We start from the raw sequence: 26,674 nt of genomic DNA on the forward strand, positions 1-26,674 counted from the left end.
CTATGCTTGCGCCATGGCCGATTTCCGCATCGACCCGGACGGGGATGCCGTGCTCGAAGCGCGCGGCGCCTGGACGCTGGACAATTTTGCGCGCCTGCAGCCGCGCCTCGACCAGGCGACGCCGCCCACGCGGCCCCTCCCCGGTGTCGACCTCTCCGGGCTGTCCCTGCTCGACAGCGCCGGCGCGCTGCTGATCGCGCGCGTCCTGCACCGCCACCGCCTGGACATGGCTGCCGTGGCCGGTGCCAACGAAGCCCAACGGGCATTGCTGGCTGCGGCCCTGGCGACCCTGGACCAACCGGTCGCGCATCCGCGCCCTCCGCACTGGACCGACCTTTTCGCCCACGCCGGCTCGGCGACCCTGGAACTGGTCGCCCAGGTCAGGCGCCTGCTGGGCTTCGTCGGCGAGGTGTTGATGGCCGTGCCGACAGTGCTGTTCCGTCCGCGCCGCTGGCGGCCCGTCTCGGTGGTGCACCACATCGAGCAGACCGGCGTCGACGCGCTGCCGATCGTCGCCCTGCTTTCCTTCATGGTCGGCGCCGTGATCACCTTCCTGGGCGCGGTCGTGCTCCGCGACTTCGGCGCCAGCGTTTTCGCGGTGGAGCTGGTCTCTTTCTCGTTCCTGCGGGAATTCGGCGTGCTGCTCGCGGCGATCCTGCTGGCCGGCCGGACCGCAAGCGCCTTCACCGCGCAGATCGGCGCCATGAAGGCGCGCGAGGAGATCGACGCCATCCGAACCCTGGGCATGGACCCGATCGAGGTTCTGGTGCTGCCGCGGCTGCTCGCCCTGCTGATCGTGGTCCCCCTGCTCAGCTTCGTGGCGATGGCCTCCGGCATCCTCGGCGGCCTGGTGATCTGCGCCCTGTCGCTGGAAATCACGCCGGCGATGTTCCTGGCACGCTTCCAGGACACCTTCGAACTGCGCCACTTCGCGGTCGGCATCGCCAAGGCGCCGGTTTTCGCGGTTGTGATCGGCCTGATCGGCTGCCTGGAGGGCTTCAAGGTCGAGGGCAGCGCGGAATCGGTCGGCCAGCGCACCACGTCGAGCGTGGTGCAGTCGATCTTCCTGGTGATCCTGCTGGACGCGGTGTTCGCCCTGGTCTTCCAGGAACTCGGCCTGTGACCCGGGAACCGGAAAACGTCATCGAGGTGCGCGGCCTGGACAGCCGGTTCGGAAGCCAGGTTGTGCATCGCGGCCTGGATCTGGACGTGCGTCGCGGGGAGATCCTCGGCGTGGTCGGCGGCTCCGGCTCCGGAAAGTCGGTCCTGATGCGCAGCATCGTCGGGCTGCGTCGGCCCGACGGGGGCCGGGTGAAGGTGTTCGGCAGGGACCTGGCCAGCCTGCCCGTCGCGGGCCGCCGGGCCGTGGAGCGGCGCTTCGGCATACTGTTCCAGGACGGCGCCCTGTTCTCATCACTGACCGTCGGCGAGAACGTCAAGGTCCCGCTGCGCGAATGGCACCCCGACCTGGATCCCTTCCAGCTCGAACTGCTTAGCGACCTGAAGGTCGTCCTGGCAGGATTGCCGGAGCCCGCGGGCGACAAGTATCCCAGCCAGTTGTCGGGTGGCATGCGCAAGCGCGCCGCCCTGGCGCGCGCCCTGGCGCTGGACCCGGACATCCTTTTCCTCGACGAGCCCACCGCGGGTCTGGATCCCATCGCCGCTGCTGCCTTCGATGCCCTGCTGCGCACCCTGCGCGATGCGCTGGGACTGACCGTGTTCCTGATCACCCACGACCTGGACACCCTGTACACCATCTGCGACCGGGTCGCGGTGATCGCCGAGCAGCGCATCCTGGTCAACGCGCCCCTGGCCGAGGTCGAGCAATTCGAACACCCCTGGGTCAGGGACTACTTCCACGGCCCGCGCGGCCGTGCCGCCGGTGCGGCCGCAATTCGCGCCGCCGATTCCTTCGAGACGGAAACGCCCCGACAGACATGACTACCACCTCCGCCACCGAAGCCAATCCCCTGCAGGAGTACTTCCGCAACAACCCGGGCAGGCTGATCAACAAGTGGCTGCACTATTTCGACGTCTATCACCGTCACTTCGCCCGGTACCGTGGCCGGCCCTGCACTCTGGTCGAGATCGGCGTCTACCACGGCGGTTCTCTGCAGATGTGGCGGGACTACCTGGGACCGCAGGCCCGCATCATCGGCGTCGACATCAATCCCAGGCTGACCGGGCTGGACGAGCCGGGCGTCGAGATCGTCATCGGCGACCAGTCGGACCGCGGCTTCCTGCGCGAGCTCGCCCGACGTGCCGGTGCCATCGACATCCTGATCGACGATGGTGGCCATACCATGGCGCAGCAGATCACCACGCTCGAGGAACTCTACGGCGCGGTGGCTGCGGACGGCGTGCTGCTGGTCGAGGACACCCACACCAGCTACTGGCGGGAATACGGCGGCGGCCTGCGCAACCCGTTCACGTTCATGGAGTTCGCCAAGCGCCTGGTCGACGAACTGAACGCCTGGCACTCCCGCGACGCCAACAGCCTGGCGCCCGGTCCGTTCACCACGACGGCGCGATCCATGCACTTCTACGACAGCATCGTGGTGATCGAGAAGGGGCCGCACCCGAAACCGTCCGAAGCGGCCACCGGCACGCCCAGCTTCCCGATCGAAACCCCGGTCAACGAGCCCGCGCCACGTTGAAGCGGTGGCGCGGGCCGGGCCGCATGCGGCCGGCTGTCGGGTCCCGCAAACGAAACGGGCGCCGCTGCGAGGCGGCGCCCGTCCGGTGATGCTGCGAGGACCGTCGGTCGAAGACCGGGCCTCAGGCTTCCGGTACGACCTCGATCTTGACGGTCCGCTCGACGTCGGCGTGCAGGTGCACCACGACCTCGAACTCGCCGACCTTGCGGATCGCACCCTCGGGCATGATCACCTCGCTCTTCGACAGCGGCTTGCCGGCGCTGGTGAAGGCCTCGGCGATGTCGCGCGGACCGACCGAGCCGAACAGCTTGCCCTCGGTGGAGGCGTTGGCCTTGATGGTGACGCTGGCCTCCTCGAAGGCGGCGGCACGGGTGTTGGCGTCGGCCAGAAGCTGGTTGGCCTTGGCCTCGTAGTCGGCGCGACGGGCCTCGAAGGTCTCGATGTTGGCCTTGGTCGCCGGCACCGCCTTGCCCTGCGGGACCAGGTAGTTGCGGCCGTAGCCCGGCTTCACCTTGACCCGGTCGCCCAGGCCGCCGAGGTTGGTCACCTTCTGCAGCAGAATCAGTTCCATGGTGGTTCTCCGTGTCCGTTAGCGGGCGGGCCCGCAACTGCGTGGCTGTCCGAACATGCGCCGGACGGCCGGCCGGGGATTCGCCCGGACCGGCCGCGCCGGATCAGTGGTTGTCGGTGTAAGGGATCAGCGCCAGGAAGCGCGCGCGCTTGATGGCGGTGGCGAGCTGCCGCTGGAAGCGCGCCTTGGTGCCGGTGATGCGGCTGGGAACGATCTTGCCGTTCTCGGTCACGTACTGGCGCAGGGTGCCCAGATCCTTGTAGTCGATCTCGGTGACGCCCTCGGCGGTGAACTTGCAGAACTTGCGGCGGCGGAAGAAACGGGACATGGCGGGCTCCTTCAGGCGGCGGGCTGGCTGTCGTCGCCGGCGTCGGCGCCGGCCTCCTCGTCACCGCCCTGGCGCGGGCTCAGCGACTTCGGCTCGGGATCGGCATAGCCGTACTCGGTCTCGATCCGGCGCGGCTTCTCATCCTTGTTCTTGAGGATGTAGGACTGCTCGGTGACCGGCTCCTCACGGCTGATGATCAGGTGACGCAGTACCGCATCGTTGAAGCGGAAGCCGGCTTCCAGCTCCTGCAGGACGGGGCGCGTGCACTCGATGTTCATCAGCACGTAGTGGGCCTTGGCCAGCCGCTCGATCGGATACGCCAGCTGGCGCCGGCCCCAGTCCTCGAGGCGGTGGATGGTGCCGCCGTCGCCTTCGATCAGGCCACGGTAGCGCTCGATCATGGCCGGCACCTGTTCGCTCTGGTCCGGATGGACCAGGAACACGACTTCGTAATGACGCATTGGGTTGTTCCTTGTGGATGTCCCCCGTCGCCGGGGGAGGCAGCCCCCCGCCGGGCGGTGGGGCAAGGGTCGCCGAAACCCGGCGAGCCGAGCATTCTGGCGGCTGTCGAGGGCGGACGCAAGCCGGGCCCGCCGCGTTCCGCGCCGCCTGCCGCGGCCCGGGGGCGGCGCCCAGCGCAGGAAATCGCAGAACCGGAATCGGCGCTGGCGGCGCCCGGGGGGGGGGATCGAACCCGCCCCGGCCCGCGGGCGGCTCCGTCGGTCCACGCCCGGCGCGAAGGGTCGGGGCAGCCAGGCCGACCAGAGAACAGCTCAATTAAACCAATACCTTGCGAGGATTGCGACCCATTTTGACCCCGAAAACGCTTGGCCCGGATGACGCCGCGTCGATAGGCTCACAGGCATCATCCGCCGTGGAAGCAAACCATGCGTCGATTCCTCCCGCTCGTGGCTCTGGCATTCGCCCTCCCGGCTGCCTCGGCCTGCGCGCACAATGAGCTTCCCCACCCAGAGTGGTGCGCCTCGGGCCGCATCGTGGTGGTGGCCGGCTTCAACCTCACCCCCGAGCTTCTGCGCGAAGTGCGGGACCGATGCCGCCCGGATCCCGACCAGGGCGGCGCCCCGCCGCGCCACTGCGACCAGTTCGACGACGATTACGATGTGGGTCGCCGGACCGCCCTCTCCATGTGCACCGTTCACCAGGCCGACCCCCTGGGTCCCGGCGATATCGGCAGCGTGATCCACCTGGTCGAGCACCCCCCGACCTACAACGACGACGCCCACCACCAGCTCTATCGTGTGGAACAGGGGCTTTCCGGGCTCTGCCTGCGCTGCGAGGCCGCGCCGCGACCGTTCCCCCCCGACCGCTCGCAATAGCGGTTCCGGTCCCGGAGCACAGTCATGTCGCCAGCGCCGCGCCCCGGAACGGCCGGTGCGCGCGCGGGTGCGCTGCGGCGCTACGCAGGGCTGCCTTGTCTGCCGTGACCGGCCTGGCAGCTTGTTGAAAAACGACCGTCGTGGTCGTTCTTCACGTCGCCCGTCCGGCGCGGGCCCGGACGCGCTCCCGTCGAATCAACTGCTTACGCAGATGCTTCGCCGAGCGGCCTTCCAGGGCCGCAGCCAGCAGGCTGTTCTTCAGCAGCCTGCTAGTGACGCAGCGTGGCCGCCTGCACCGACTCGACGAGCTGTTCGAGGCGCTGGCGCGCCGCGGCATCGATGCGGTGCTCGGCCAGGACGAAGTAGGCGGTCCTAAGGACTTCCCGCCAGCGAGGCCGCTCCGGCAGGCTCTCCAGCGACAGGTAGCGGTCCATGGTCCGCACCCTCAGCCGGCCATCGTCGACGGTCAGGCGCCAGACGCCGCTGGCCTCGGCAAGATCGATGCGGGACTTGCGGGTGGCGCGCTCCCAGGCGTTGAGGCTGGCCTGCATCAGCGCCACGAGCTGTTCGCGCAGGCCCAGGGAGCGCTCGGCCTCCTTGTCGCGCCGTCCCTGCGCATCGCCCGCGAGGGAGGCCAGCGCGTCGCCGGCAGACTCCTCCAACCAGATCACCCCCAGCTCCTCTTCCAGGGCCAGTCGACGGCAGCGGATCATGCCGCCCGCGTCCGGCAATCCCATCGCTTCCGTGGCGTCGGCATCGCGAAGGGAGTCCGATTCGACGACGGACTGGGCCCAGCCCGCCACCTGCCGACCCAGCACCTCGACCAGCGCGCGCCCCTGGATCTGCTCCGGAACGCTGCCGAAGCGCTGCGCCGCGGCCCGGGTGGCAAGGCGGACCCGGCCGCCGGCATCGAAAACAAGGACTGCAGCCTGCTGCCGATCCAGCAACCACGCCAGGGACCGAAGGTCCGCGCGCAGCATGTCCGCCGACCGGCGCGCCTGCTCGATCCGCTGTTCCAGGGCCGAGCGCGCCCGCTGCGCTTCCAGCCGATGCCGGTACAGGCGACGCTGGGACCACAGGGCAAGGCCGGCAAGGGCGACCAGCCCGGCGAGCGCGACCAGCAGGGTCATGGCCCGTCGCCGCTGCAATTCGGCGGCCTGCAATGCGGCCTGCGCCTCCAGCTGGTCGCGTTCGGACTCCAGCCGGGCGACCTCGAAGCGGACGCGGAGTGCGTCCAGTCGCTGTGCATGCCTGCCTGCCGCCAGTTCCGCGCTGCGCCGCTGCTGCTCGCGCAGATGCACCAGCGCCTGCGTGGGACGACCCAGGCGCTCGGCCAGTTCCGCCAGCATGCCCTCGGCATCGGCCAGCAATACCGGGTCCTCGATGGCGTTGCCGGTCAGCCGGCCGCTGAGTTCGGCATAGACCCATTCGCGTTCCTGCCGGCCGGCCGCGAGCCGGGCCTGCAGCAACAACGCCTGAACCGGCGCCTCGCCGCCCAACTCCTCCGCAAGGACACCGGCCTGTCCTAGCCATTGCGCGGCTGCGCTGGCGGATCCGGACCGTTCCTCCAGCGCTGCCAGACGCAGGGCCACGCGCAGCCGATCACGCGAGAACCCGTCTTCTCCATAGCGCTCCCAGGCCTGCCTCAGGGCTTCGCGGGCGGCGACCGCGTCGCCCTGCTGCTCCGCGACGCGCGCGATCTCCTCGATCGTCTGCATCTCCAGGTGGAGCCGTCCGGACTCCCGATGGGCAGCCAGGGCGCGCTCCAGGTAGTGCCGCGCCCGCTCGGCATCGCCGAGCTCCAGGTAGAGACTGCCGACGTTCGCGAGGCTGGAACCCAGCTCTCGCTCGCCCAGCCGTTCCTTGGCCTCGAGGCTGGCCTGGAAATGCTCCAGCGACGACGGGTAGTCGCCCAGGTGGCGGTAGACCACGCCCAGGTCGTTGTCGCTGACGGCCGTGGCCGCCTCATCGCGTGCCGTGCGGGCCGTGGCCTGGGCTTCCAGAAAGCGCGAGAGCGCTTCGGCCAGACGGCCTTCACGATAGGCGAGCAGCCCGCGACGCCGTGCCAGCCGATGGCTGGCCAGGGCGTCCTGTACCCGCGGCAGCAGCGCCGTGGCCTGGTCCAGGGCCCGAGCCGAGCGTTCAGGACTGCCGAGCTGAGCGGCAAGCTGGGCGGCATGCATCAGGGCCTCGAAGGCCTCGTCCGCGTGCACCGCTGACTGCAGCTCCAGCGCAGCCGCCTCGCAGCTCTCCAGGGCCTGCGCCGGCCGGGAGGTCCGCAGCGCGCGGCAATCCTGCAGGTCGTCAGCGACTGCGGCGTCCGCCGCGGCGAGGAACACGCCGACCACAACCAGCAGGACGATCCGGGCTGTCCGGACGGAGGCAGACGAAGCAGCGCCCAGCGACCGGTCCTCGTCCGACGGGCAGCCACGCCATCCGCTCGGCCACCGGCAGTGGACAGGCCAGGTGCAGCGCAGGTCGTCGGTTCGCCGGGCGAAGTCGATCATCGGGCATCGCGCGCCGACACGTCCGGGCCCCACGTGCCGTGGCGACGCCGACCCTGTCCTTGCTTGGTCGAGCGAGCCGTGGTGACTGGATCCGCTGCACATCCGATACGGTGCAGCGACCCTGGCACGCTCAGGGGGAGGCTCCCTCGCCGGGCGCCGGGCACGGACGGGGGCAGGCGATGGACTCGCATCGGGTTACCCCGCCTTGGCGCTCCTGCCGATCCTGCGCCACTGGCGCGGAGACCTGGGCCAGCCGCGTCCAGCCCGGTCGCGCATACCGACGGATGCGCCCTGTCCCAGGACTCCTTCCACGGCTGTCCCGGGAACACTGCGCCGGGGGACTGAGGCGCGGCGCGATGTCGTGTCATGCCGTCGAGCCTGTCATTCTGCCGGGAAATCCGGCAGGGGATTACCACCTGTCTGGCCTGTGACAGTTCCATCGTCCGCCCGCCGGTCACCCAACCCGTTCCGCATCGCGCCCCGGGGCACCTTTTCATCCGCAACCAACGGATGGCGAGACGACCGCTTCGGCAAGCACCCGGAGGCGTCCGGCAGACCAGGGCGGCGGTGCTCAGCCCGTGGCCCTGCTGCCACCCGCTTCGGCCGCCGGGCCGGTGGTGAAGCTCTCGCCGCAGCCGCACTCGGCGGCGACGTTGGGGTTTCGGAACAGGAACTGGCTGTTCAGGCCCCGTCGAACGAAGTCGATGCACGTGCCGTCGACCAGGGGAAGGCTGGCCGGGTCGACCAGGATGCGCACGCCATGATCCTCGTACTCGGCGTCATCGGGGCGGCGCTCCTGGGCCAGGTCTACGCTGTAGGCCCAACCCGAACATCCGGTCCGGCGAACGCCGAAGCGCAGGCCGATGCGGTCGGGCTGCTCTTGCAGGTAGGTGCGCACGCGCTCGGCGGCGCTGTCGGTGAGAGTGATGCTCATGGCCGCCATTGTAGCCGCTGCCGGCTGGGGCACGGCCCCGGCACCGCAGCCCTGCCGGCGCCACGGATGGAAATCCCGGTCGAGTGCGGTTCGCCGGGCATCGGGCACCGCCCCCTGCCGCGGCCGCGGCGGCCCTTACGGGCTATCATGCGCGGCCACCCGACACCCCGGAACCCGCAGGAACCCCGCATGAACCATGTCGCCATTCGGGACGCATTGGCCGGTCGGATCGAAGCCGGCTCCCCGGTCACCGTGCGCGGCTGGGTACGCACCCGGCGCGACTCCAAGGCCGGCCTGTCGTTCGTGAACCTGCACGACGGCTCCTGCTTCGAACCGATCCAGGTGGTCGCGCCGGCGACCCTGGCCAACTACGAAGGCGAGGTGAGGCACCTCACCGCCGGTTGCGCGATCGTCGCGCACGGCACCCTGGTGCCCTCCCAGGGCAAGGGCCAGGCCTTCGAGGTGCAGGCCGACGCCATCGAGGTGCTCGGCTGGGTCGACGATCCGGAGACCTACCCGATCCAGCCCAAGCCGCACAGCATGGAGTTCCTGCGCGAGGTCGCCCACCTGCGGCCGCGCACCAACACCTTCGGGGCGGTCACCCGGGTCCGCCACTGCATGGCCCAGGCGGTGCACCGCTTCTTCCACGAGCGCGGCTTCTACTGGGTCAACACGCCGATCATCACCACCTCGGACGCCGAGGGCGCCGGCCAGATGTTCCGGGTGTCGACTCTCGACCTCGCCAACCTGCCCCGCGACGAGCGCGGCGCCGTCGACTTCCGCCAGGACTTCTTCGGCCGAGAGACCTTCCTGACCGTCTCCGGCCAGCTCGCCGTCGAGGGCTACTGCCTGGCGCTGGGCAAGGTCTACACCTTCGGGCCCACCTTCCGCGCCGAGAACTCCAACACCACCCGGCACCTGGCCGAGTTCTGGATGATCGAGCCGGAGATCGCCTTCGCCGACCTCAACGACGACGCCGACCTCGCCGAGGACTTTCTCAAGTACATCTTCAAGGCCGTGCTCGACGAGCGCGGCGACGACATGGCGTTCTTCGCCGACAAGCTGGAGAAGACCGCGATCAGCCGGCTTGAAGCCTTCCTCGCCGCGCCGTTCGCGCGCATCGATTACAGCGAGGCGATCGAGATCCTGGAGAAGGCCCCCCGGAAGTTCGAGTTCCCGGTCGGCTGGGGCGCCGACCTGCAGACCGAGCACGAGCGCTATCTCAGCGAGGAGCACGTCGGGCGGCCGGTGGTGGTGATGAACTACCCCGAGCACATCAAGGCCTTCTACATGCGCCTGAACGACGATGGCCGCACGGTCGCGGCGATGGACGTGCTGGCGCCCGGCATCGGCGAGATCATCGGTGGCAGCCAGCGCGAGGAGCGCCTGGACGTGCTCGACCGGCGGATGGCGCAGTTCGGGCTGGACCCCGCCCACTACCAGTGGTACCGCGACCTGCGGCGCTACGGCACGGTGCCGCACGCCGGCTTCGGCCTGGGTTTCGAGCGCCTCGTAGTCTACGTCTGCGGGCTGGCCAACATCCGCGACGCCATCCCCTACCCGCGCGCGCCCGGCGTCGCCGAGTTCTGAGCGCACCCGCCCCACGGAGGATCCGCAGCGCATGCACCTGCCAGCACGCTTCAGGGTCGACGACCTCGCCGCCCTCGACGCGCTGGTCGAACGCGACGCCTTCGCCACCCTGGTGAGCGTCGTCGACGGCGCGCCGTTCGCCAGCCACCTGCCGGTGCTGTACCGGCGCGAGGGCGGCCGGGTGCGGTTTTCCGGACACTGGGCCCGGGCCAACCGGCAGTGGCGAAACATCGAGGGCCAACAGGTCCTGCTGATCGTGCATGGCGCCCACGCCTACGTCTCGCCGACCTGGTACGCCGATCCCGCCGGCAGCGTGCCGACCTGGAACTACGCCGTAGCCCATGTCCGCGGTTTGGCAAGCACAGTGCACGACCAGGCGGCCCTGACCGCACTGGTGGCGGCGCTGGCGGCGAAGTACGAGGCGGCCCTCGGCAGCGCCTGGCGGTTCCCCGAAGCAGCGCCGGACACGGTGCGCGAACTCGCCGGCATCGTCGGCTTCGAACTGGAAGCTGAGTCCATCGAGATCAAGCACAAGCTCAACCAGCACCACGATCGCACCAGCGTCGAAGGCGCCATCGCCGGCCTGCATGATCGCGACGATCCCGGTTCGGTCGAGATCGCCGCGATGATGGCGTCGGCGCTGGCCGCCCGGGACGCGGCGCATGGCTGAGCTGTTGCTGCTGCTGTTCGGCATCGCCTTCGCCACCATCGGCGGCACCGGCTATGCGATCTTCGGTCCGCTGACGGTGCGCCACCTGATGGACCGCGGCCTGGCCGACGAGGTCGAGGGCTCCTCGCTGTCGCGCGCCGGGCTGGTCTGGATCCTTGCAGGACGCTATCGCCGCCACCACGACGCCAACCTGCGCCGGCTCGCGCTGCCGGCCCGCATCATGCTGGTCCTGCTGCTCGCGGGACTGGTCCTGTTCGCCGCCTGGTGGCTACTGGCCCGGTCCTGAGCCGTCCCACACCCGAAGCCGGAGAAATGACATGCAACTCGACCTGACCGGCCGCCATGCCCTGGTCTGCGGGGCCTCCGAAGGCATCGGTCGCGCGACCGCCCATGAACTCGCCCTGCTCGGCGCCGACGTCACCGTGCTTGCGCGCCGCGCCGGGGTGCTGGCCGAGGTCGTGGCGGCGCTGCCGCGCACGCACGGCGCCCAGCATCATGGCCTGCTTGCCGCCGACATGGACGATACCCCGGCGCTGTCCAGCGCGGTTCAGGCGCTGGCGGCCGGCAGCCGGGTGCATATCCTGGTCAACAACAGCGCCGGCCCACCTGGCGGACCGCTGCACGAGGCCGCACCGAGCGCGTTCGAGGCGGCCTTCCGGCGTCACCTGCTGGCCGGCCAGGTCCTGCTGCAGGCGGTGCTGCCCGGCATGCGCGAGGCCGCCTTCGGCCGGCTCGTGAACATCGTCTCGACCTCGGTGCGCGAGCCGATCTCCGGCCTTGGGGTGTCGAACACCGTGCGCGGTGCGGTGGCGAGTTGGGCCAAGACGCTCAGCACCGAGCTGGCCCCGCACGGCATCACCGTCAACAGCGTGCTGCCCGGCTTCACGCGTACCAGCCGGCTGGCAGGGCTGATCGCGGCCGGTGCGGTCCGAAGCGGCCGCAGCGAGGCCGAGGTCGAGGCCGGCATGCTGGCCACGGTGCCGGCCGGCCGCTTTGCCGAGGCCGCCGAGATTGCCGCCGCGGTCGCCTTCCTGTGCAGCCCGGCGGGCGCCTATGTCAACGGGGTGGCGCTGGCGGTCGATGGTGGCCGCATGCGTTCGATCTGAGCGGCTCGACCTTGACCGCGCCCCGACTTCGGCGAAGGCAGGATCTTCACCCATGACCGACGATGCCCACCCGTCCGGCGATCTCGCCACCCTGGTCGGCGCCGCCAATGCCGGCGACGCCGGCGCGCGCGACCGCCTGTTCGGCATCGTCTACGAGGAGCTGCGCCGTCGCGCCCGGCACCAGCTCGGCGATATTCCGCGATCCACGCTGTGCACCACGCAGCTCGTGCACGAGGCCTACCTCAAGCTGATCGGCAAGCCGCTGGCGCTCACCGACCGCGCCCACTTCTTCAGGCTGGTCGCACAGGTCATGCGGCAGGTGCTGATCGACCACCTGCGGGAACGCGGCGCGCAGCGCCGCGGCGGCGACGGCCAGCGTGTCACCCTCACCGACCAGGGTGTGAGCGAAGGGCTCAGCCTCGACCTGCTGGCGCTGGACGCGGCCCTGCGCGAGCTCGCCACCGATGCTCCGGAACTGGCCGACCTGGTCGAGCTGCGCCTGCTCGCCGGGCTGGAGTTTTCCGATATCGCCGAACTGCGTGGACTCAGCGAGCGCACGGTGTATCGGGACTGGCGCGCGGCGCGGGCCTTCCTGAGCCTCCGGCTCGGGGCGGCGGACGACTGCTGAGGTGAACCCATGACCGATGCAGGCCGCCGCGCCGGCGGCGACCGGACCCCGGCAGGACCCCCGCCATGAGGCCCGGCAACAACCTCGCCCTGGCCCTGCTTCGCGAGCTGCTCGAACTTCCCGCAGCCCAGCGCGACGCCGAGCTGGCACGGCGATGCCCCGACGATGCCGGGCTGCGCGCGCAGGTCCGGGCCCTGCTGGCCGCCGATGCCGGCAGCGCGCCTGGCCTAGACGCACCGGTGTCGATCGCGGCCGGGTTCGACGATCCCCCCGACCCACTGTCCGGCAGCCGCCTTGGGCCGTTCCAGGTCCACGAGCAGGTCGGCCGGGGCGGCATGGGCACGGTCTACCGTGCCAGCCGCAGCGATGGCGACTTCGCCCAGGAGGCCGCCATCAAGGTGGTCCGGCGGGGCCTGGACACCGATGACATCCTGGCCCGGTTCCGGCGCGAGCGGCGCATCCTGGCGAGCCTGTCCCACGTCAACCTGGCGCGCCTGATCGATGGCGGCCTGTGTCCGGACGGACGTCCGTGGTTCGCCATGGAATTCATCCGCGGCGAAGCCATCACCGCCTGGTGCGACCGCCACCGGCTCGACCTGCACCGGCGCATCGCCTTGTTGCTGCAGGCCTGCGCGGCCGTGCAGCATGCGCACGAACGGCTGGTGGTGCACCGCGACCTCAAGCCGGCCAACATCCTGGTCGACCAGGCCGGCCAGGTCCGATTGCTCGATTTCGGCATCGCCCGGCTCCTGGACAGCAGCGACGGCGACGCCGGGCAGCGCGCTCAACCGACGCAGGCCGCAGCCGCCCTGCTGACCCCCGAGTACGCGGCCCCGGAGCAGTTGGCCGGCGCCCCGGTCGGCGTCGCAGCGGACGTCTATGCGCTTGGCGTTCTTCTGTACGAGTTGCTGACCGGCACCCTGCCGCACCGGATCGACCGGCGCGACCTCGGCCGCGCGCGTGCCCAGGTCACCGGCGGCGTCCCGACCCGGCTCGCCAGCGCGATCAGTGCCGACACCGACCTTGCCGGGACACCGGCGGCACGCCTGACCGCGCGCGCAACCTCGCTGGCCGGCTACCGACGACAGGTGCGCGGCGACCTCGAGCGGATCGTCTCTGTGGCGCTTGCCCCGGAACCCGAACGCCGTTACCCCACCGTGCAGGCGCTGGCCGCCGACCTGCACCGCTTCCTGCGTGGCGAACCGGTCGCCGTGGTCGATGCCGGCTGGCGCTACCGGCTGGGCAAGTTCGTGGCACGTCATCGTCTGCCTGTGGCCCTTGCCGGCGCCGCGACCCTGGCCATCGCAGTCGGCGTATCGGGAATGCTCTGGCAGGCAGGCCGACTGGCCGCCGAGGCCCATCGCACCATGGCCGCCTCGGCGCGCGCCGAGGCGGTCAAGCAGTTTCTGGTGGAGGCCTTGACCGCTGCCAATCCTTTCGTCAATCCGGGGCAGACCCCGACCGTTCGGCAACTTCTGGACCGTGCCGCGCACCGGATCGGCAGCGAGCTGGCGGACCAGCCGGCGCTGGCCGCGGAACTGCATGGCGTGATCGGCAGCAGCTACCGTGGGCTGGGCGAGATGGAGCAGGCCCATCGGCACCTGGCGCAGGCGATGGGCCTGCTGGACGCCAACGGCGTGCCCGCCGAGGTGGCGGCCGAGATCAAGGCCGAGTACGCGCATGCCCTGATCGGCGCCAGCCGCATCGATGAAACCCTGGCCCTGGTCGAAGAGGCGCTGCCTGGCATCGAGAACCTGCCGGGTGTCGGTGGCCTGCGTTCGCGCCTGCTGCTGGCAAGGGCCACGGCGCTGCGGCTGTCCGGCCGACCGGAGAGCGCGCTGGCGGCGCAGCAGGCGGCCGCGGCCTCAGCCTGCGGCGATCGCTATCCGCCCGATCAGGCCTGCGTGGGCGCCCTGATCGAGCTCAAGTACTTCCATGAGGCCATGGGTGAGCGCGAGGAGGCGCTGGCGTCCGCAAGACGCGCCTGGCAGGCGGCCCGGGCTCTGCACGGCGAGCGACCCCATCCGCAACAGGTGATGGCCGGCGGCGCGCTCGGCGACGCCCTTGCCGCGGCCGGCCGCAGCAGCGAGGCGATTCCCCTTCTGGAAGCCACCCTGGAACAGGCACTGGCGATCTACGGACCGGAAAACTTCCGGTATGCACGCGCCCTTGACTGGCTTGCCCAGGCCCACGACGACGCCGGCAACGCCCGTCGCGCGGCCGAGCTCACCGAACAGGCGTTCCTGATCGGCGCCGCTGCCGTTCCACGCAATCCGCTGACGCCGTTCTGGTTGCATCGCATCGTCGCCAGCTGGCTGGCGCTGCAGCGACCGGACCGGGCCCGGGCAGCCTGGGACCGTCACCGGGGTGAGCTTCCCGATGCGCTGCCGGCGACCCTTTCCGATGCCCTGGACCTGCTCGAGCTGCGGCTGCGGATGCAGGAAGGGCCGAGGGCCCCTGGGCTGCCCGAGCAGTTCGAGGCGCTTTTCGAGCGCCTGACGTCCGCCGACTCGACACGCCTGGACTCGGCCCGCCTGCTGGGCGCTGGCCTGGCCCTGGACCGCGGCGACCCGGATCGGGCCGCCTCCCTGATCGCCGCCGCAGCCACCGGGATCGAGGCCGATCCTCTGCATCCGGCGCACGGCGAACTGGCGCTGCTCCGGGCGCGCCAGCAGGCTGCCACGGGTCAGCCCGGGCTTGCCCTGGCTGGCCTGGACGTCGCGATCGCGCGCCTGCAGGGGCGCGAGATGACGGCCTCACCGGCCATGGCGCGCCTGCGCGCGGAACGCGGCGGTCTGCGTTGCGCGCTGGGCGACCCGGAAGCCGGACGCGAGGACCTGGCCGCGGCGACGATGTTCTGGCGCGAACTCGCCGAATCGGCGCAGGGCATCGCCGAGACCCGGGCCGCCGCCGCCGGCTGCCGGTAACCCACCCCCCCGGCGACCGGGGTGCACGACGCGGCCGCCCGGTCACGTGTGTGTCAATCGCTCGGCGGTGGCCCAGCCCGGGGCCAGTGCCGGTACCCTAGGGGCATGACAGACACGATCGGGCACCTGATCGGCGGCGAACGCGTGGCCGCGTCCGCCGAGTGGCTGGAGGTGCATGATCCGGCCACCGGTGCGGTGCACGCGCGCCTGGCCCAGGCCGACCCCGGCCAGGTCGATGCCGCCGTCGCCGCCGCCCAGGCGGCGTTTCCTTCATGGGCGGCACTGGCGCCAGACCAGCGTGGCGCCCTGCTGCGGTCCCTGGCCGACGCCATCGAAGCCCGGCTGGACGCGTTCGCACAGGCGGAGTCGCTGGATACCGGCAAACCACTGGCGCTGGCCCGGCGCCTGGACATTCCCCGCGCGATCGCCAACCTGCGTTTCTTCGCCTCCGCGGGCGAACAGTTCGCCAGCGAGAGCCATCACGGCCAAGCCGGCCTGAACTACACGTTGCGCCAGCCGCTGGGCGCAGTCGCGGCGATCTCGCCCTGGAACCTGCCGCTGTACCTGTTCACCTGGAAGGTCGCGCCGGCCCTTGCGGCAGGCAACACGGTGGTCGGCAAGCCTTCCGAGGTCACGCCCCTGACCGCCTTCATGCTGGGCGAGCTGACCCGAGCGCTGGGCTGGCCACCGGGCGTGCTCAACATCGTCCAGGGACGCGGCGACGCGACCGGCGCCCATCTGGTCGGCCACGAGGGCGTCCGCGCCATCAGCTTCACCGGCAGCACCCGGGTCGGGGCCGGCATCGCCGCCTCTGCCGCGCCGCGCTTCCGCAAGGTGTCCTTGGAGCTGGGCGGCAAGAACCCCACCATCATCTTCGACGATGCCGACTTCGACGCTGCAGTCGACGGCGCAGTGCGCGCGGCTTTCAGCAACCAGGGGCAGATCTGCCTGTGCGGCTCGCGCATCCTGGTCCAGCGATCGCTGTATCCGCGCTTCCGCGAAGCGTTCCTGGCACGGGTCGCAGCCTTGCGCACCGGCGACCCGCTGGCCCCCGACAGCGACCTTGGCGCTGTGGTCTCGCAGGCGCACTTCTCCAAGATTCTTTCCTGCATCGGGCGCGCCGTCGCCGAGGGCGGCACGATCCTGGCCGGCGGATCGCCGGTACGGCCAGCCGGGCGCTGCGCGAACGGCTGGTTCATCGCGCCGACCGTGATCGAGGGCCTGGGCCCAGCCTGCGCGACCAACCAGGAGGAGGTCTTCGGGCCGGTCGCCACACTGCTGCCGTTCGCCGACGAGGCGGAGGCGCTGGCGATCGCGAATGGCACCCGCTATGGCCTGGCCTGTTCCGTGTGGACCCGCGACCTGGCCCGGGCACACGGCATGGCGGAGCGCCTGCGCTGCGGCCTGGTGTGGATAAACACCTGGCTGCAGCGCGACCTGCGCACGCCGTTCGGCGGCAATGGCGATTCCGGCATCGGCCGCGAGGGCGGCCTTGAGGCCATGCGATTCTTCACCGACGTCCGCAACGTCTGTGTCCACTGGGGAGAACCACGCTGATGAATGCCCAGCAGGCAACAACACCGGCCCTGCCGACCCCGCCGCCTGTCCGCCGCCAGGTCGGCGCCCCCGAACGCCGCCGCGCGACTGTCCTGTCGCTGGCCCTCGCCGCCAGCGCCTGGTTACCCGGCCAGACGGTTGCCCAGGGCCAGGTCCCGACCGCCCTGCCGGAGCTTGAACGCTATTGCCAACAGGCACCCTGCCGGCGCGGAATCGCGGTCTCGGTGCGACTCGAGGACGGCCGGGTCCAGGAGGAGAGCCGTCCGCTGTATCGCCCGGCGATCGCCCGCGACAGCCTGAGCGTTCTGCTGGGCGAGGAGCTGGAGGCCGTCGCCGAGTTCGACGGCAGCCAGTTCCTGGGCTGGCGCGAACCTCGGCGCCGCGAGTCGTCACGCACCCCGGTGCTCAGTTTCCGTCTCAACCAGGCCGCGGGCGACCCGAGCGTCTCACTGCAGGTCTCCAACGCCGGCGGCGAGCCGGTGAAGCTGCGCCTGTTCATCCGCACGCCCGGCGCTGCGACCGGCGACTACACCTCGAGCTGCCCGGTGATCGCCGGCGGAACGGTGTTCGAGTACTGGTCGCAGCCGGTGATCGAGGCGATCGTCACCGAGGCCGTGCTGCTGGGCAACGACGGCGCCCTGCTGTGCGACTGACCGGCATCCGCCCCCACCGGCGGCGGCCACCCCACCGGACCGGTACCCGGCCCGGGCCACCGCCAGGAGCGGACCGCCTTGAACGATGAAGTGATCCACGCCGGGCGCGCGCCTTCGCCGGTCGGCGCCTATCCGCATGCCCGACGAGTCGGCGACCTGCTGCTGCTGTCCGGCATCGGTCCCCGGCAACCGGGCAGCAATGCCATCCCCGGCAACCGCCACGACGCGCAGGGACGCCTGGTCGGCCACGACATCGAGGCACAGACGCGCGCCGTATTCGCCAACGTGCGCGCGGTGCTGGAGGCCAGTGGCGCGGCATGGGAGGACCTGGTGGACGTGACCGTCTACCTGACCGACATGGCCGGCGATTTCGCGCGCTACAACGCGGTATGGGCGGAATACTTCCCGGATCCGTCGCTGGCGCCCTGCCGTACCACGCTGGGCATCACCGCATTGCCGACGCCGATCGCCATCGAACTCAAGTGCGTGGCGCAGCTACGCCGCTGAGGCGAGCCTGGTCGAACCCGGCCAGCAGCGAGCCGGGGATGCCCTGCTCCGAAAACGGACGCCGGAGCGCCCGGGGACCGGGGACCGGGGACCGAAGAACGTGGAGTGGAGCGCGATCTGCTCGCTTCTCCCTCCGGGTGCCCTGATTCGGGACGTGTATCGACCACCGCTAGAGCCAGGCCCGCCCTGGCTGGGGAATGGCCTTGGCTGGGGTCTGGTGGAGATACGACACTGGTCAGGTCCGAGGCAGGGGCCGATCGCGGCCACCCTTGCCTGGCCCGGACTCGCCGCGCCCTGCACGTGTCCATGCCCGAGCCCGGTGACTGGAGCACCACGTGGCCGAGTCGCGCCGGCCCATCCACGGGAGAAGGTCCGAATCGATCAGACCTTCCCAAGCGCGCCGCACACCGTCGCGGCCGCCTGCTCGGCGGCGTCCTCGAACGGATCGAGCAGGATGTCCACGCCCAGCCGTCGTAACCGGTCCGCGGCGTCGGGAAGGCGTGCGGCAGCCGCGAAGCGACCGCGGAATCCGGCGCCCTCCAGGGCCCGGCGCAGGTGGCCGACGCTCTCGACATCGGCGAGTGTCGATACCACCAGTTGGGCGCCTCCCAGCGGCAGGGTGTGCGCGAACTCCGGATCCTCGGCGTCTCCGAAGCGGACCGGCAGGCCGAGGCGGCGTGCCTGCTCGACCGCGACCGGATCGAAATCGACACCAAGCGCCGGCACACCGTCGCGACGGATCGCCGCCAGCAGGCGTGCCCCGTAGCGACCGGTGCCGAACACCAGCACAGCGGGCAACTCGGCCGCCGGCGGCTCGCTGCGCTCCCGCCAGGGATCGCGTCGCTCGAAGGCGCCCAGCCAGGGGCCGAACCAGGCGAACAACCGGTGCGAGTACATGATCATGTACGACGACAGCGCGATCGTGACCAGTCCGACCAGGGTGACGAGGCTGAGGGCCGGACCTCCGACATGGCCCAGGGCCACGCCCATGGCCACGAAGATCACCGAGAACTCACTGATCTGGGCGACGGTCAGGCCCGCAAGAAAGCCGGTCCGACGGCGGTAGCCCATGGCGCCCATGATCGCCATGACGATCAGCGGATTGCCGACCAGCACGAACACCGACAGCACCAGGGCGGCGGGCAGCTGACTGCCGAGGTCCGAGAAGCTGAGCCTGGATCCCAGCTCGACGAAGAAGAACAGCAGCAGGAAGTCGCGCAGGCCGCTCAGGCGGGCGCCGACCGCCTCCCGGAACGGCGTGCCGGCCAGGGCGAACCCGGCGATGAAGGCGCCGACTTCCTTGCTCAGTCCCAGCTGCTCGCCGAGTGCCGCCAGCGCCACGCCCCAGGCGACCGAGAACACGACCATCAATTCCGGCGTGGCGGCCATCCAGGGCAGGATCCAGCGCAGGCCGAACCGGATGAACGCGAACACCGCGAGAATCGAGACGACCAGCCGGCCGGCCCAGGCCAGCCAGTCGACCGCGCCGTCCTCGCCGCCGGCGCCGACACCCAGCGCCCCGATCACCATCATCGCCAGCACAACCGCGATGTCCTGGACGATCAGGAACCCCGTCGCGATGCGGCCGTGCAGCGAATCCAGCTCGCGCTTGTCGCCGAGCAGCTTGATGATGATGATGGTGCTGGAAAAGGTCAGGGCCACCGCGACGTAGAGCGCGGTCACCACGTCCATGCCCATGCCCAGCGCGATCAGGAAGCCGAAGGCGATGGTGAAGCCGAGCTGGCCAAGGCCGGTCGCCATCGCCACCGGTCCAAGCTGCCGGACCAGCGCCGGGTCGAGCTTGAGCCCGACCAGGAACAGCAGCACGGTGACGCCCAGCTGTGCGAGCACCTCCACCGCGTCGTTGTGGCCCACCCATCCCAGGACCGCCGGGCCGACCAGGATGCCGACGGTGATGAAGGCAACGATCGAGGGCTGCCGCAGACGGGCGGCCACCAGGCCGATGCCGGCGGCCAACGCGAGGATCCAGGCGAATTCCAGGAACATATCCGGGCGGTAAGGATGCTTGGGGCCGGTACCGGAGGGTAGCAGGGCACTGCCCGGGACGGACCCGCCCGGGGTCCTGCGCAGGTGATGCCGCCGCGGCGCCACCGGCGCGGCTGCGACCCCGGGGGCACGTATGCGACCATGACTGTCCGGCACACGGCCGGGCAACCCGGCTTTCAGGAGCGCCGATGCGACTTCCGCCCCCGATCGACTTCAGCCGCTGGATCGACGCGCACCGGCACCTGCTGGTGCCGCCGGTCGGCAACAAGTGCGTCTACGACGGCGACTTCATCGTCATGGTCGTCGGCGGCCCGAACCAGCGCAGCGACTGGCACGTCGACGAGGGTCCGGAGTTCTTCCACCAGATCGAGGGCGAGATGGTGCTGCGGCTGATGTACGAGGAAGGCCCGCAGGACGTGCCGATCCGGGCCGGCGAGATCTTCTACCTGCCCCCTGGCATCCCGCACTCCCCGCAGCGCATGGCCGGCTCGGTCGGCCTGGTGATCGAGCGCCGTCGGCTTCCGCACGAACGCGACGGCCTGCAGTGGTACTGCCCCGCGTGCAACCACAAATTGTACGAGGAGTTCTTCGCACTCCAGGACATCGAGCGCGATTTTCCGCCAGTGTTCGAGCGTTTCCACGGCTCGATAGACCGCCGGACCTGCCCGGCCTGCGGCACGGTGCATCCCCTGCCTTCCGCGCGCACCTGAGCGCCGAAAACCCGGCCGGGCAATCCCCGCGGGCCCACCAGCCGGGCCCAGCCTCGACCTGGCGTCACACGCCCGGGCGATCAGTCCTGCCGGGACGCGCCCGGACCGTTCTCAGCGTCGGCGCTTGCGATCGGCTTCGCTGGCCAGTCCGACGCGGATCATGGCGCTGTCCTGCGTGGTGCCATTGAGCGCCGCGATCGCCGCGCGCGCCTCGTGGCCTTCCATCTGCAGCTCGGCAAAACCCTTGCATTCGCCACTGAACAGGTCCTTGGCCATCCGCAGGGAGCGGACCTTGCCATAGGGCTCGAACAGGGCGGTCAGGGACTTCTCGTTCATGGAGCGCGGCAACCCGCGCACGGTCAGGGTCAGCATCTGGAGCTCCTGGGGCAGTCGCTGCAGCGGACGCAGGCCAGCGTCCGGCGCGCCGCACGATCGGGGGGTCAACGCTCGACGCCCGGACAGGCGGAGGCGCGACCCGGGACCCGCCGGTCCGGCGGGAAAAAGGGCACTGGGCCCCTGAAATGCGCCGGGCCGGCAAGCTGCCGGCCCGGAGCGCGGGCGGAACGGACGTCCCGCCCGACCTGGATCAGATCACCTGGACCTGGTCGGCCTGCAGGCCCTTCTGGCCGCGGGTCACCACGAAGCTGACCTTCTGGCCTTCCTGCAGCGACTTGAAGCCGGTGCCCTGGATGGCGCGGAAGTGGACGAACAGGTCTTCGCCGCTCTCCGGGGTGATGAAGCCGAAACCCTTGGCGTCGTTGAACCACTTGACGGTGCCGGTCTGACGATCGGACATGAAGCTACTCCTTGCAGATGAATGAACGAATCACCGCCACCGGACGGATCCGGTGAGGGCGCTGGGTTGCAGGGAGCGAGCGAGACGAAGCGATGAGCAGTGGAACTGACGCATCGGGCCACGATTCACCGTGACCCTGACAATCACAGCGGCGACAATATACAACGCCGCCCGCAACAATGCGACTGCCTGGCTTCCCCGGGTCCGGGGCGCCCGTTCAGGTTGGCTTCCGGCACCCTGCCCCCCCCCCGCGCCAGCCAGCCTCCGCCCGACCGGGCAGCGGATGGCCCGGGCCCGCCCTCCCCCCCCTGCCGGAATGCCCGGCTCAGGACTGCGCCAGCGGCCGACGGCACCGGAAAACGTGTACCGGCACCAGGTTGCGCCATTCGCGCTCCCGCTCGACCACAGCGAATCGGCGGGCCAGGTGGGGCAAGACCTTGGCCGAGTACTGGTAGACCAGGAAGCAGCCGGCAGGAGCGAGGGTTGCTGCCACGGCATCCAGGGTGCGGTCGCGGATCGCCGGCGGCATGGTACTGAACGGAATTCCGGAGACCACCAGGTCGACCCGGTCGAACCCGGCCTCGCGCAGGTGCAGATGGAGGTCGGCGGCGCTGCCGTGCGCCACATGCAGTCGGGGGTCCGGAAACTGACGACCCAGCTCCGCGACGAAGTCGCGGTTCATTTCGATCGCGAGCAGCCGGGCGGCCGGCGCCATCCTGGCGAGCATCGCAGCGGTGATCGTCCCGACGCCAGGCCCCAGCTCGACGATGCGGCGGGCCTCGGACCACAGGGTGGAGTCCAGCAGTCTGCGCACCAGCGCAGGCGAGCTGACCGCAAAGGTGCCGACCATCCGTGGGTGCTTCACGAAGTTGAGCGCGAACACCAGGGCGCGGCGCAGCGCGCCCTCGCGGGCAGTAGTCGAACGCTCCATGTCTGGCTGCCTCCTCGAGGGTGATCGGATCGCCATACCGCCAGGCAAGCCTAACAGCCTGCCGGCAGCCAGACATCCCGCCCACCCCGCCCGGCGACAGGCGGGGCTGCGCCCGCGTCGCAGCGAACGGATGCCCCCGGCACCCGGTCCGGGGCATCGCGTGCGGGAGGCCCGCGCGTGCACCGGGGAGTCGCCTTGCGCCCCATCGATCCATTGTTGACAACCGTCCGGCGCTGGTCCGGACCCGCCCATGGGCAATCGGGTGCGCGCACCGTTGCGTCGCCGGACACTCGCGCATGTCCGCAAGGGCCGGGCTGTCCTCAAGCAGCCAACCGGCCCAGCCGACTGCCGCGCTGGTCGCCGCTGGGGGCTCCGGACCTTGCCGTACAATCGCGTCCATGCCGATCATCGACGTTCACGCCCACATGCTGCCGCGCGACTGGCCGGACCTGGCAAGCCGCTTCGGCGACGCCCGGTTCCCGGTCATTCACCACACCGACGACGGCCGGCATCGCATCTACCGGGACGGGCGCTTCTTCAGGGAGATCTGGCCCAACGCCTGGGATGCCGAGGCGCGGATCGCCGATTACGCCCGTTTCGGCGTCGACGTCCAGGTGATCTCCACGGTGCCGGTGATGTTCTCCTACTGGGCCAAGGGCCACCACGCCCTGGAGCTGCACAAGGCGCTGAACGACCACGCCGCCGAGGTCTGCCGCGCCCATCCGCGCAACTACATCGGCCTGGCCACCGTGCCGCTGCAATCCCCGACGCTTGCGATCCGTGAGCTGGAACGCTGCGTGGACGGGCTCGGCCTGGCCGGGGTGCAGGTCGGCAGCCATATCAACCAGTGGAACCTGGACGCACCCGAGCTGTTCGAGTTCTTCCAGGCCTGCGCCGAACTGGGCGCTGCGGTCCTGGTTCACCCCTGGGACATGATGGGCACCGAGTCGATGCCCCGGTACTGGCTGCCCTGGCTGGTCGGCATGCCCGCCGAGCAGTCGCGCGCCGCCTGCTCGCTGATCTTCGGCGGCGTGCTGGAGCGCCTGCCGTCCCTGCGCGTGTGCTTCGCGCATGGCGGCGGCAGCTTTCCCTACACCATCGGCCGGATCGAGCACGGCTTCCGGATGCGCCCGGACCTGGTCGCCACCGACAACCCACGCAATCCGCGGGAATACCTCGACCGCATCTGGTTCGACTCCTGCGTGCACGACGACCTGGCGCTGCGCTACCTGCTGGATGTCGCCGGCGAGGGCAAGGTGATGCTGGGGACCGACTACCCGTTCCCGCTGGGCGAGCAGGAGCCGGGCAGCCACATCCGTGCGCTGGGCCTGCCGCAGGCGCAGCAGGACAGTCTGTTCCACGGCAGCGCCCTGGCCTGGCTGGGGCTCGACGCCCGGCGTTTCGGCGCCGCTGCGGAGCGGGCCGCATGAGCGTCGACGCGCTGGAGCTGTGGGCGCTCGACCAGGATGCCGCCGACCCCCTGGCGAGCCTGCGCGAGGCCTTCGAGATCCCGGTCGGCGCCGACGGCCAGCCCTGGGCGTACTTCTGCGGCAACTCCCTGGGCCTGCAGCCGCGCGCCGCGCGCGACGCCGTGCTGGCCGAGCTGGAACAGTGGCGGACGGTGGCCGTCGAGGGCCATTTCCGCGGCAAGCTGCCGTGGATGGACTACCACGCCTTCGTGCGCGACGACCTGGCACTGGTGGCCGGCGCGCGGCCGCTCGAGGTGGTGGCGATGAACTCGCTGACCGCCAACCTGCACCTGCTGATGGCCAGCTTCTACCGGCCGACCCGGCAGCGGCCGGCGATCCTGATCGAGGCCGGCGCCTTCCCATCGGACCGCCATGCGGTGGAATCGCAGGTCCGCTTCCACGGGTTCGACCCCGCCACCGACCTGATCGAACTGGAGGCCGACGAGCCGGCCGGGACGATCTCCGACGCGGCGATCGCCGATGCCATCGCCCGGCACGGCGAACGCCTGGCCCTGGTGCTGATGCCGGGCGTGCAGTACCGCACCGGCCAGGTCTTCGACATCGCGGCGATCACCGCCCAGGCGCACGCGGTCGGCGCCATCGCCGGATTTGATCTGGCGCATGCCTTCGGCAACCTCGACCTCCGGCTGCACGACGATGGCCCGGATTTCGCGGTCTGGTGCCACTACAAGTACGGCAACGCCGGGCCCGGCGCGGTCGGCGGCGCCTTCGTCCACGAGCGCCATGCCGACACCGACCGGCCGCGCCTGGCCGGCTGGTGGGGCCACGACCCGGCGACCCGGTTCCTGATGGGCCCGGACTTCGTGCCGACCCGCGGCGCCGACGGCTGGCAACTGTCCAATCCGCCGGTGCTGGCGCTGGCGCCCCTGCGCGCCTCTCTGGCCCTGTTCCGACAGGCGGGCATGGCGCGGCTGCGCGCCAAGTCGCTGGCGCTGAGCGGCTGGCTGGCGCAGCGCATCGGCGAGGATCTCGGCGACGTGCTCGATATCGTCACGCCACTGGCGACGCACCGCCGCGGCGCCCAGCTTTCGCTGCGGGTGCGTGCCGGGCGGGACGCCGGGCGCGCCCTGTTCGAGCATCTGATGGCGCAGGGCGTGATCGGCGACTGGCGCGAGCCAGACGTCATCCGGATCGCGCCGGCGCCGCTGTACAACCGCTACACCGACGCCCTGCGTTTCCTGGACGCGGTCGCCGCCTGGCGCGACCGCGCCGCGCGATGAGCGCCCCGCCGCCGGGGGGGCCGCGCCCGGACTTCACGATCGTCGGCGCCGGCCTGGTCGGCAGCCTGCTGGCGGTGCTGCTGGCCCGCCAGGGCCATCGCGTCGAGCTGTTCGAGCGGCGCGGCGACCCGCGCCGGTCCGGCTATGAGGGCGGCCGCTCGATCAACCTGGCGATGGCTGCGCGCGGCCTGCGCGCCCTGGAGGCCGCCGGCCTGCGCGAGGCGGTTATGGTCCAGGCGGTGATGATGCGCGGCCGCATGGTGCATGAGCGCGGCGGTGCGATCGGCCTGCAGCGCTACGGCCGCGACGATTCCGAGGTGATCTGGTCGGTGCATCGCGGCCGCCTCAACCTGGCCCTGCTCGACGCCGCCGAGGCAGCCGGCACACGGCTGCATTTCGACCAGCGCCTGGTCGAGGTCGACTGGGACCGGCGCAGCCTGGTGCTGAGCGATCCTGAGGGGGAAACCCGCCAGCACCCGGCCGGCCTGCTGGTCGGCTGCGACGGTGCCGGCTCGGCACTGCGCGCGGCGATGGCAGGCGTCGCCGACCTCGGCGAGCGCTTCGCGCCGCTCGATCACGGCTACAAGGAAGTGGCGATCGGACCGGGGCCCGGCGGCGCGTTCCGTCTCGAACCCAATGCCCTGCACATCTGGCCGCGCGACGCCTTCATGCTGATCGCCCTGGCCAACATCGACGGCAGCTTCACCGGCACGCTGTTCCTGGCCGGCGAGGGCGAGCCGGGATTCTCCGGCCTCACCGACGCGGCAACGGTGCGCGCCTTCTTCGAACGCGAGTTCCCCGACGCCACGCCCCTGGTCGACGACCTCGAGGGCGACTTCTTCCGGCACCCGACCGGCCTGCTCGGCACCCTGTGGCTGGAGCGCTGGCACCTGGACGGCCGCGCCGTGCTGATGGGCGACGCCGCGCACGCCCTGGTGCCCTTCCACGGCCAGGGCATGAACTGCGGCTTCGAGGACGCACTGGCCTTCGCGACCCTGGTCGAACGCCTCGGCACCGGCGACCCGGCCGCCCTGTTCGCGGCATTCGCCGCCGAGCGCAAGCCCAACGCCGACGCCATCGCCCGGATGGCGCTGGAGAACTACGTCGAGATGCGCGACCGCGTCGACGACCCCGACTTCAAGCTCAAGCAGGCGATCGCCGCCGAACTGCAGCGCCGCCACCCCGACCGTTTCATGCCGCGCTACGCCCTGGTCACCTTCAGCGCCCTGCCCTACGCCCAGGCCGAGGCCCGCGGCATCGCCCAGGCCGCGATCCTCGACCGCCTGGCCGCCGGCCGCGCCGACCTCGACGACATCGACTGGTCGCTGGCGGCCACCCTGGTTGGTCAGGAACTCACGCCCCTGCCCGCTTCGGCGCACTGGCGTTTTCCGCAGGCACTGCCGGATTAGCGAGCTGTTCAAGAACAGCCTGCTGGCTGCGGCCATGAATGGCCGCTCGACGAAGCAACTGCGTAAGCAGTCGATTCGACGGTCGCCCGTCCGGACCTGCGCCGGACGGGCGACCTGAAAAACGACCAGGACGGTCGTT

At 70.8% G+C, this 26,674-nt stretch carries 26 protein-coding genes; 17 read left to right on the forward strand and 9 right to left on the reverse strand.

What is annotated here, in order from left to right; all coding sequences use genetic code 11:
• The first annotated feature begins 13 nt into the window (after positions 1 to 13).
• From KF823_06370 to KF823_06380, 3 genes are read left to right on the forward strand one after another with little or no spacing between them, the layout of a single operon-like run.
• A complete protein-coding gene (locus KF823_06370; protein ID MBX3725526.1) occupies positions 14 to 1,123 on the forward strand; it encodes an ABC transporter permease in 1,110 nt (369 codons plus the stop codon).
• Positions 1,120 to 1,941, forward strand: a complete 822-nt coding sequence (locus KF823_06375) for an ATP-binding cassette domain-containing protein (protein ID MBX3725527.1) — start codon at positions 1,120 to 1,122, stop codon at positions 1,939 to 1,941. The genes KF823_06370 and KF823_06375 overlap by 4 nt, the downstream gene beginning before the upstream one ends.
• A complete protein-coding gene (locus tag KF823_06380; GenBank protein ID MBX3725528.1) occupies positions 1,938 to 2,657 on the forward strand; it encodes a class I SAM-dependent methyltransferase in 720 nt (239 codons plus the stop codon). The genes KF823_06375 and KF823_06380 overlap by 4 nt, the downstream gene beginning before the upstream one ends.
• 121 nt (positions 2,658 to 2,778) lie before the next feature.
• On the opposite strand, the gene rplI is transcribed toward KF823_06380, so the two are convergent.
• From rplI to rpsF, 3 genes are all read right to left on the reverse strand, one after another.
• Positions 2,779 to 3,228, reverse strand: coding sequence for a 50S ribosomal protein L9 (gene rplI / locus KF823_06385; protein ID MBX3725529.1), 450 nt, complete (start codon positions 3,226 to 3,228; stop codon positions 2,779 to 2,781).
• A 103-nt stretch (positions 3,229 to 3,331) separates the two neighbouring features.
• Complete coding sequence (gene rpsR / locus KF823_06390; GenBank protein MBX3725530.1) at positions 3,332 to 3,556, reverse strand: 30S ribosomal protein S18; 225 nt, start codon at positions 3,554 to 3,556, stop codon at positions 3,332 to 3,334.
• Positions 3,557 to 3,567: 11 nt separating this feature from the next.
• Positions 3,568 to 4,017: a 30S ribosomal protein S6 gene (gene rpsF / locus KF823_06395; GenBank protein ID MBX3725531.1), complete on the reverse strand. Its 450-nt coding sequence runs from the start codon at positions 4,015 to 4,017 to the stop codon at positions 3,568 to 3,570.
• Positions 4,018 to 4,443: 426 nt separating this feature from the next.
• Here rpsF and KF823_06400 point away from each other — a divergent pair, with 426 nt between their 5' ends.
• Positions 4,444 to 4,893, forward strand: a complete 450-nt coding sequence (locus tag KF823_06400) for a hypothetical protein (GenBank protein MBX3725532.1) — start codon at positions 4,444 to 4,446, stop codon at positions 4,891 to 4,893.
• A 269-nt stretch (positions 4,894 to 5,162) separates the two neighbouring features.
• On the opposite strand, the gene KF823_06405 is transcribed toward KF823_06400, so the two are convergent.
• Both KF823_06405 and KF823_06410 read right to left on the reverse strand, forming a co-directional pair.
• Positions 5,163 to 7,232, reverse strand: a complete 2,070-nt coding sequence (locus KF823_06405; protein ID MBX3725533.1) for a tetratricopeptide repeat protein — start codon at positions 7,230 to 7,232, stop codon at positions 5,163 to 5,165.
• Between the two features lie 739 nt (positions 7,233 to 7,971).
• Entirely contained in the window at positions 7,972 to 8,334 is a 363-nt protein-coding gene (locus tag KF823_06410; GenBank protein MBX3725534.1) for an iron-sulfur cluster assembly accessory protein, read from the reverse strand.
• Between the two features lie 189 nt (positions 8,335 to 8,523).
• Here KF823_06410 and asnS point away from each other — a divergent pair, with 189 nt between their 5' ends.
• The 9 genes from asnS (at position 8,524) to KF823_06455 (ending at position 17,972) form a co-directional block, all read left to right on the forward strand.
• Positions 8,524 to 9,924, forward strand: a complete 1,401-nt coding sequence (asnS, locus tag KF823_06415; GenBank protein MBX3725535.1) for an asparagine--tRNA ligase — start codon at positions 8,524 to 8,526, stop codon at positions 9,922 to 9,924.
• A 31-nt stretch (positions 9,925 to 9,955) separates the two neighbouring features.
• Positions 9,956 to 10,594, forward strand: a complete 639-nt coding sequence (locus KF823_06420; protein MBX3725536.1) for an FMN-binding negative transcriptional regulator — start codon at positions 9,956 to 9,958, stop codon at positions 10,592 to 10,594.
• On the forward strand, positions 10,587 to 10,880 hold the full coding sequence (locus KF823_06425; GenBank protein MBX3725537.1) for a hypothetical protein: 294 nt from the start codon (positions 10,587 to 10,589) through the stop codon (positions 10,878 to 10,880). The genes KF823_06420 and KF823_06425 overlap by 8 nt, the downstream gene beginning before the upstream one ends.
• Before the next feature lie 31 nt (positions 10,881 to 10,911).
• A complete protein-coding gene (locus KF823_06430) occupies positions 10,912 to 11,700 on the forward strand; it encodes an SDR family oxidoreductase (GenBank protein MBX3725538.1) in 789 nt (262 codons plus the stop codon).
• A gap of 52 nt (positions 11,701 to 11,752) precedes the next feature.
• Positions 11,753 to 12,328, forward strand: a complete 576-nt coding sequence (locus tag KF823_06435) for a hypothetical protein (protein MBX3725539.1) — start codon at positions 11,753 to 11,755, stop codon at positions 12,326 to 12,328.
• Between the two features lie 65 nt (positions 12,329 to 12,393).
• A complete protein-coding gene (locus KF823_06440) occupies positions 12,394 to 15,255 on the forward strand; it encodes a serine/threonine protein kinase (protein ID MBX3725540.1) in 2,862 nt (953 codons plus the stop codon).
• A 105-nt stretch (positions 15,256 to 15,360) separates the two neighbouring features.
• Positions 15,361 to 16,812, forward strand: coding sequence for an aldehyde dehydrogenase (locus tag KF823_06445; GenBank protein MBX3725541.1), 1,452 nt, complete (start codon positions 15,361 to 15,363; stop codon positions 16,810 to 16,812).
• Positions 16,812 to 17,465 carry a hypothetical protein gene (locus KF823_06450; protein MBX3725542.1) on the forward strand — a complete coding sequence of 218 codons (654 nt, stop codon included), beginning with the start codon at positions 16,812 to 16,814 and terminating at the stop codon, positions 17,463 to 17,465. Before KF823_06445 ends, KF823_06450 begins: the two co-directional genes overlap by 1 nt.
• A gap of 78 nt (positions 17,466 to 17,543) precedes the next feature.
• Positions 17,544 to 17,972 (forward strand): RidA family protein, encoded by a 429-nt coding sequence (locus KF823_06455; GenBank protein MBX3725543.1) that lies wholly within the window; start codon positions 17,544 to 17,546, stop codon positions 17,970 to 17,972.
• A 381-nt stretch (positions 17,973 to 18,353) separates the two neighbouring features.
• On the opposite strand, the gene KF823_06460 is transcribed toward KF823_06455, so the two are convergent.
• Positions 18,354 to 19,979: a cation:proton antiporter gene (locus KF823_06460; GenBank protein ID MBX3725544.1), complete on the reverse strand. Its 1,626-nt coding sequence runs from the start codon at positions 19,977 to 19,979 to the stop codon at positions 18,354 to 18,356.
• Positions 19,980 to 20,167: 188 nt separating this feature from the next.
• Between KF823_06460 and KF823_06465 the strand changes: the two genes are divergently transcribed.
• On the forward strand, positions 20,168 to 20,689 hold the full coding sequence (locus KF823_06465; protein MBX3725545.1) for a 3-hydroxyanthranilate 3,4-dioxygenase: 522 nt from the start codon (positions 20,168 to 20,170) through the stop codon (positions 20,687 to 20,689).
• A gap of 111 nt (positions 20,690 to 20,800) precedes the next feature.
• Here the strand turns inward: KF823_06465 and KF823_06470 are convergent, their stop codons facing one another.
• From KF823_06470 to KF823_06480, 3 genes are all read right to left on the reverse strand, one after another.
• Positions 20,801 to 21,061 (reverse strand): RNA-binding protein, encoded by a 261-nt coding sequence (locus tag KF823_06470; GenBank protein ID MBX3725546.1) that lies wholly within the window; start codon positions 21,059 to 21,061, stop codon positions 20,801 to 20,803.
• A gap of 214 nt (positions 21,062 to 21,275) precedes the next feature.
• Positions 21,276 to 21,485 (reverse strand): cold-shock protein, encoded by a 210-nt coding sequence (locus KF823_06475; protein MBX3725547.1) that lies wholly within the window; start codon positions 21,483 to 21,485, stop codon positions 21,276 to 21,278.
• Between the two features lie 325 nt (positions 21,486 to 21,810).
• Positions 21,811 to 22,416: a methyltransferase domain-containing protein gene (locus KF823_06480; GenBank protein ID MBX3725548.1), complete on the reverse strand. Its 606-nt coding sequence runs from the start codon at positions 22,414 to 22,416 to the stop codon at positions 21,811 to 21,813.
• A 398-nt stretch (positions 22,417 to 22,814) separates the two neighbouring features.
• Between KF823_06480 and KF823_06485 the strand changes: the two genes are divergently transcribed.
• The 3 genes from KF823_06485 to KF823_06495 are packed head-to-tail and all read left to right on the forward strand — an operon-like array spanning position 22,815 to position 26,535.
• Positions 22,815 to 23,846: an amidohydrolase gene (locus KF823_06485; protein MBX3725549.1), complete on the forward strand. Its 1,032-nt coding sequence runs from the start codon at positions 22,815 to 22,817 to the stop codon at positions 23,844 to 23,846.
• Positions 23,843 to 25,126 (forward strand): kynureninase, encoded by a 1,284-nt coding sequence (gene kynU / locus KF823_06490; protein MBX3725550.1) that lies wholly within the window; start codon positions 23,843 to 23,845, stop codon positions 25,124 to 25,126. Before KF823_06485 ends, kynU begins: the two co-directional genes overlap by 4 nt.
• Positions 25,123 to 26,535, forward strand: a complete 1,413-nt coding sequence (locus tag KF823_06495) for an FAD-dependent monooxygenase (protein MBX3725551.1) — start codon at positions 25,123 to 25,125, stop codon at positions 26,533 to 26,535. The genes kynU and KF823_06495 overlap by 4 nt, the downstream gene beginning before the upstream one ends.
• The last annotated feature ends 139 nt before the right edge of the window (positions 26,536 to 26,674 follow it).

It is taken from the genome of Lysobacterales bacterium (assembly GCA_019634735.1).
In the GTDB taxonomy this organism is placed as follows: Bacteria; Pseudomonadota; Gammaproteobacteria; order Xanthomonadales; family UBA2363; genus Pseudofulvimonas.

What these genes read in the sequence shown, in the direction of transcription:
- KF823_06465 (MBX3725545.1), top strand. Translation starts at nt 20,168, where the DNA reads ATGCGACTTCCGCCCCCGATCGACTTCAGCCGCTGGATCGACGCGCAC.
- KF823_06475 (MBX3725547.1), bottom strand. Translation starts at nt 21,485, where the DNA reads ATGTCCGATCGTCAGACCGGCACCGTCAAGTGGTTCAACGACGCCAAG.
- KF823_06445 (MBX3725541.1), top strand. Translation starts at nt 15,361, where the DNA reads ATGACAGACACGATCGGGCACCTGATCGGCGGCGAACGCGTGGCCGCG.
- rpsR (MBX3725530.1), bottom strand. Translation starts at nt 3,556, where the DNA reads ATGTCCCGTTTCTTCCGCCGCCGCAAGTTCTGCAAGTTCACCGCCGAG.
- KF823_06430 (MBX3725538.1), top strand. Translation starts at nt 10,912, where the DNA reads ATGCAACTCGACCTGACCGGCCGCCATGCCCTGGTCTGCGGGGCCTCC.
- asnS (MBX3725535.1), top strand. Translation starts at nt 8,524, where the DNA reads ATGAACCATGTCGCCATTCGGGACGCATTGGCCGGTCGGATCGAAGCC.
- KF823_06410 (MBX3725534.1), bottom strand. Translation starts at nt 8,334, where the DNA reads ATGAGCATCACTCTCACCGACAGCGCCGCCGAGCGCGTGCGCACCTAC.
- KF823_06380 (MBX3725528.1), top strand. Translation starts at nt 1,938, where the DNA reads ATGACTACCACCTCCGCCACCGAAGCCAATCCCCTGCAGGAGTACTTC.
- kynU (MBX3725550.1), top strand. Translation starts at nt 23,843, where the DNA reads ATGAGCGTCGACGCGCTGGAGCTGTGGGCGCTCGACCAGGATGCCGCC.
- KF823_06460 (MBX3725544.1), bottom strand. Translation starts at nt 19,979, where the DNA reads ATGTTCCTGGAATTCGCCTGGATCCTCGCGTTGGCCGCCGGCATCGGC.
- KF823_06450 (MBX3725542.1), top strand. Translation starts at nt 16,812, where the DNA reads ATGAATGCCCAGCAGGCAACAACACCGGCCCTGCCGACCCCGCCGCCT.
- KF823_06435 (MBX3725539.1), top strand. Translation starts at nt 11,753, where the DNA reads ATGACCGACGATGCCCACCCGTCCGGCGATCTCGCCACCCTGGTCGGC.
- KF823_06485 (MBX3725549.1), top strand. Translation starts at nt 22,815, where the DNA reads ATGCCGATCATCGACGTTCACGCCCACATGCTGCCGCGCGACTGGCCG.
- KF823_06440 (MBX3725540.1), top strand. Translation starts at nt 12,394, where the DNA reads ATGAGGCCCGGCAACAACCTCGCCCTGGCCCTGCTTCGCGAGCTGCTC.
- rpsF (MBX3725531.1), bottom strand. Translation starts at nt 4,017, where the DNA reads ATGCGTCATTACGAAGTCGTGTTCCTGGTCCATCCGGACCAGAGCGAA.
- KF823_06480 (MBX3725548.1), bottom strand. Translation starts at nt 22,416, where the DNA reads ATGGAGCGTTCGACTACTGCCCGCGAGGGCGCGCTGCGCCGCGCCCTG.
- KF823_06370 (MBX3725526.1), top strand. Translation starts at nt 14, where the DNA reads ATGGCCGATTTCCGCATCGACCCGGACGGGGATGCCGTGCTCGAAGCG.
- KF823_06470 (MBX3725546.1), bottom strand. Translation starts at nt 21,061, where the DNA reads ATGCTGACCCTGACCGTGCGCGGGTTGCCGCGCTCCATGAACGAGAAG.
- rplI (MBX3725529.1), bottom strand. Translation starts at nt 3,228, where the DNA reads ATGGAACTGATTCTGCTGCAGAAGGTGACCAACCTCGGCGGCCTGGGC.
- KF823_06495 (MBX3725551.1), top strand. Translation starts at nt 25,123, where the DNA reads ATGAGCGCCCCGCCGCCGGGGGGGCCGCGCCCGGACTTCACGATCGTC.
- KF823_06425 (MBX3725537.1), top strand. Translation starts at nt 10,587, where the DNA reads ATGGCTGAGCTGTTGCTGCTGCTGTTCGGCATCGCCTTCGCCACCATC.
- KF823_06400 (MBX3725532.1), top strand. Translation starts at nt 4,444, where the DNA reads ATGCGTCGATTCCTCCCGCTCGTGGCTCTGGCATTCGCCCTCCCGGCT.
- KF823_06420 (MBX3725536.1), top strand. Translation starts at nt 9,956, where the DNA reads ATGCACCTGCCAGCACGCTTCAGGGTCGACGACCTCGCCGCCCTCGAC.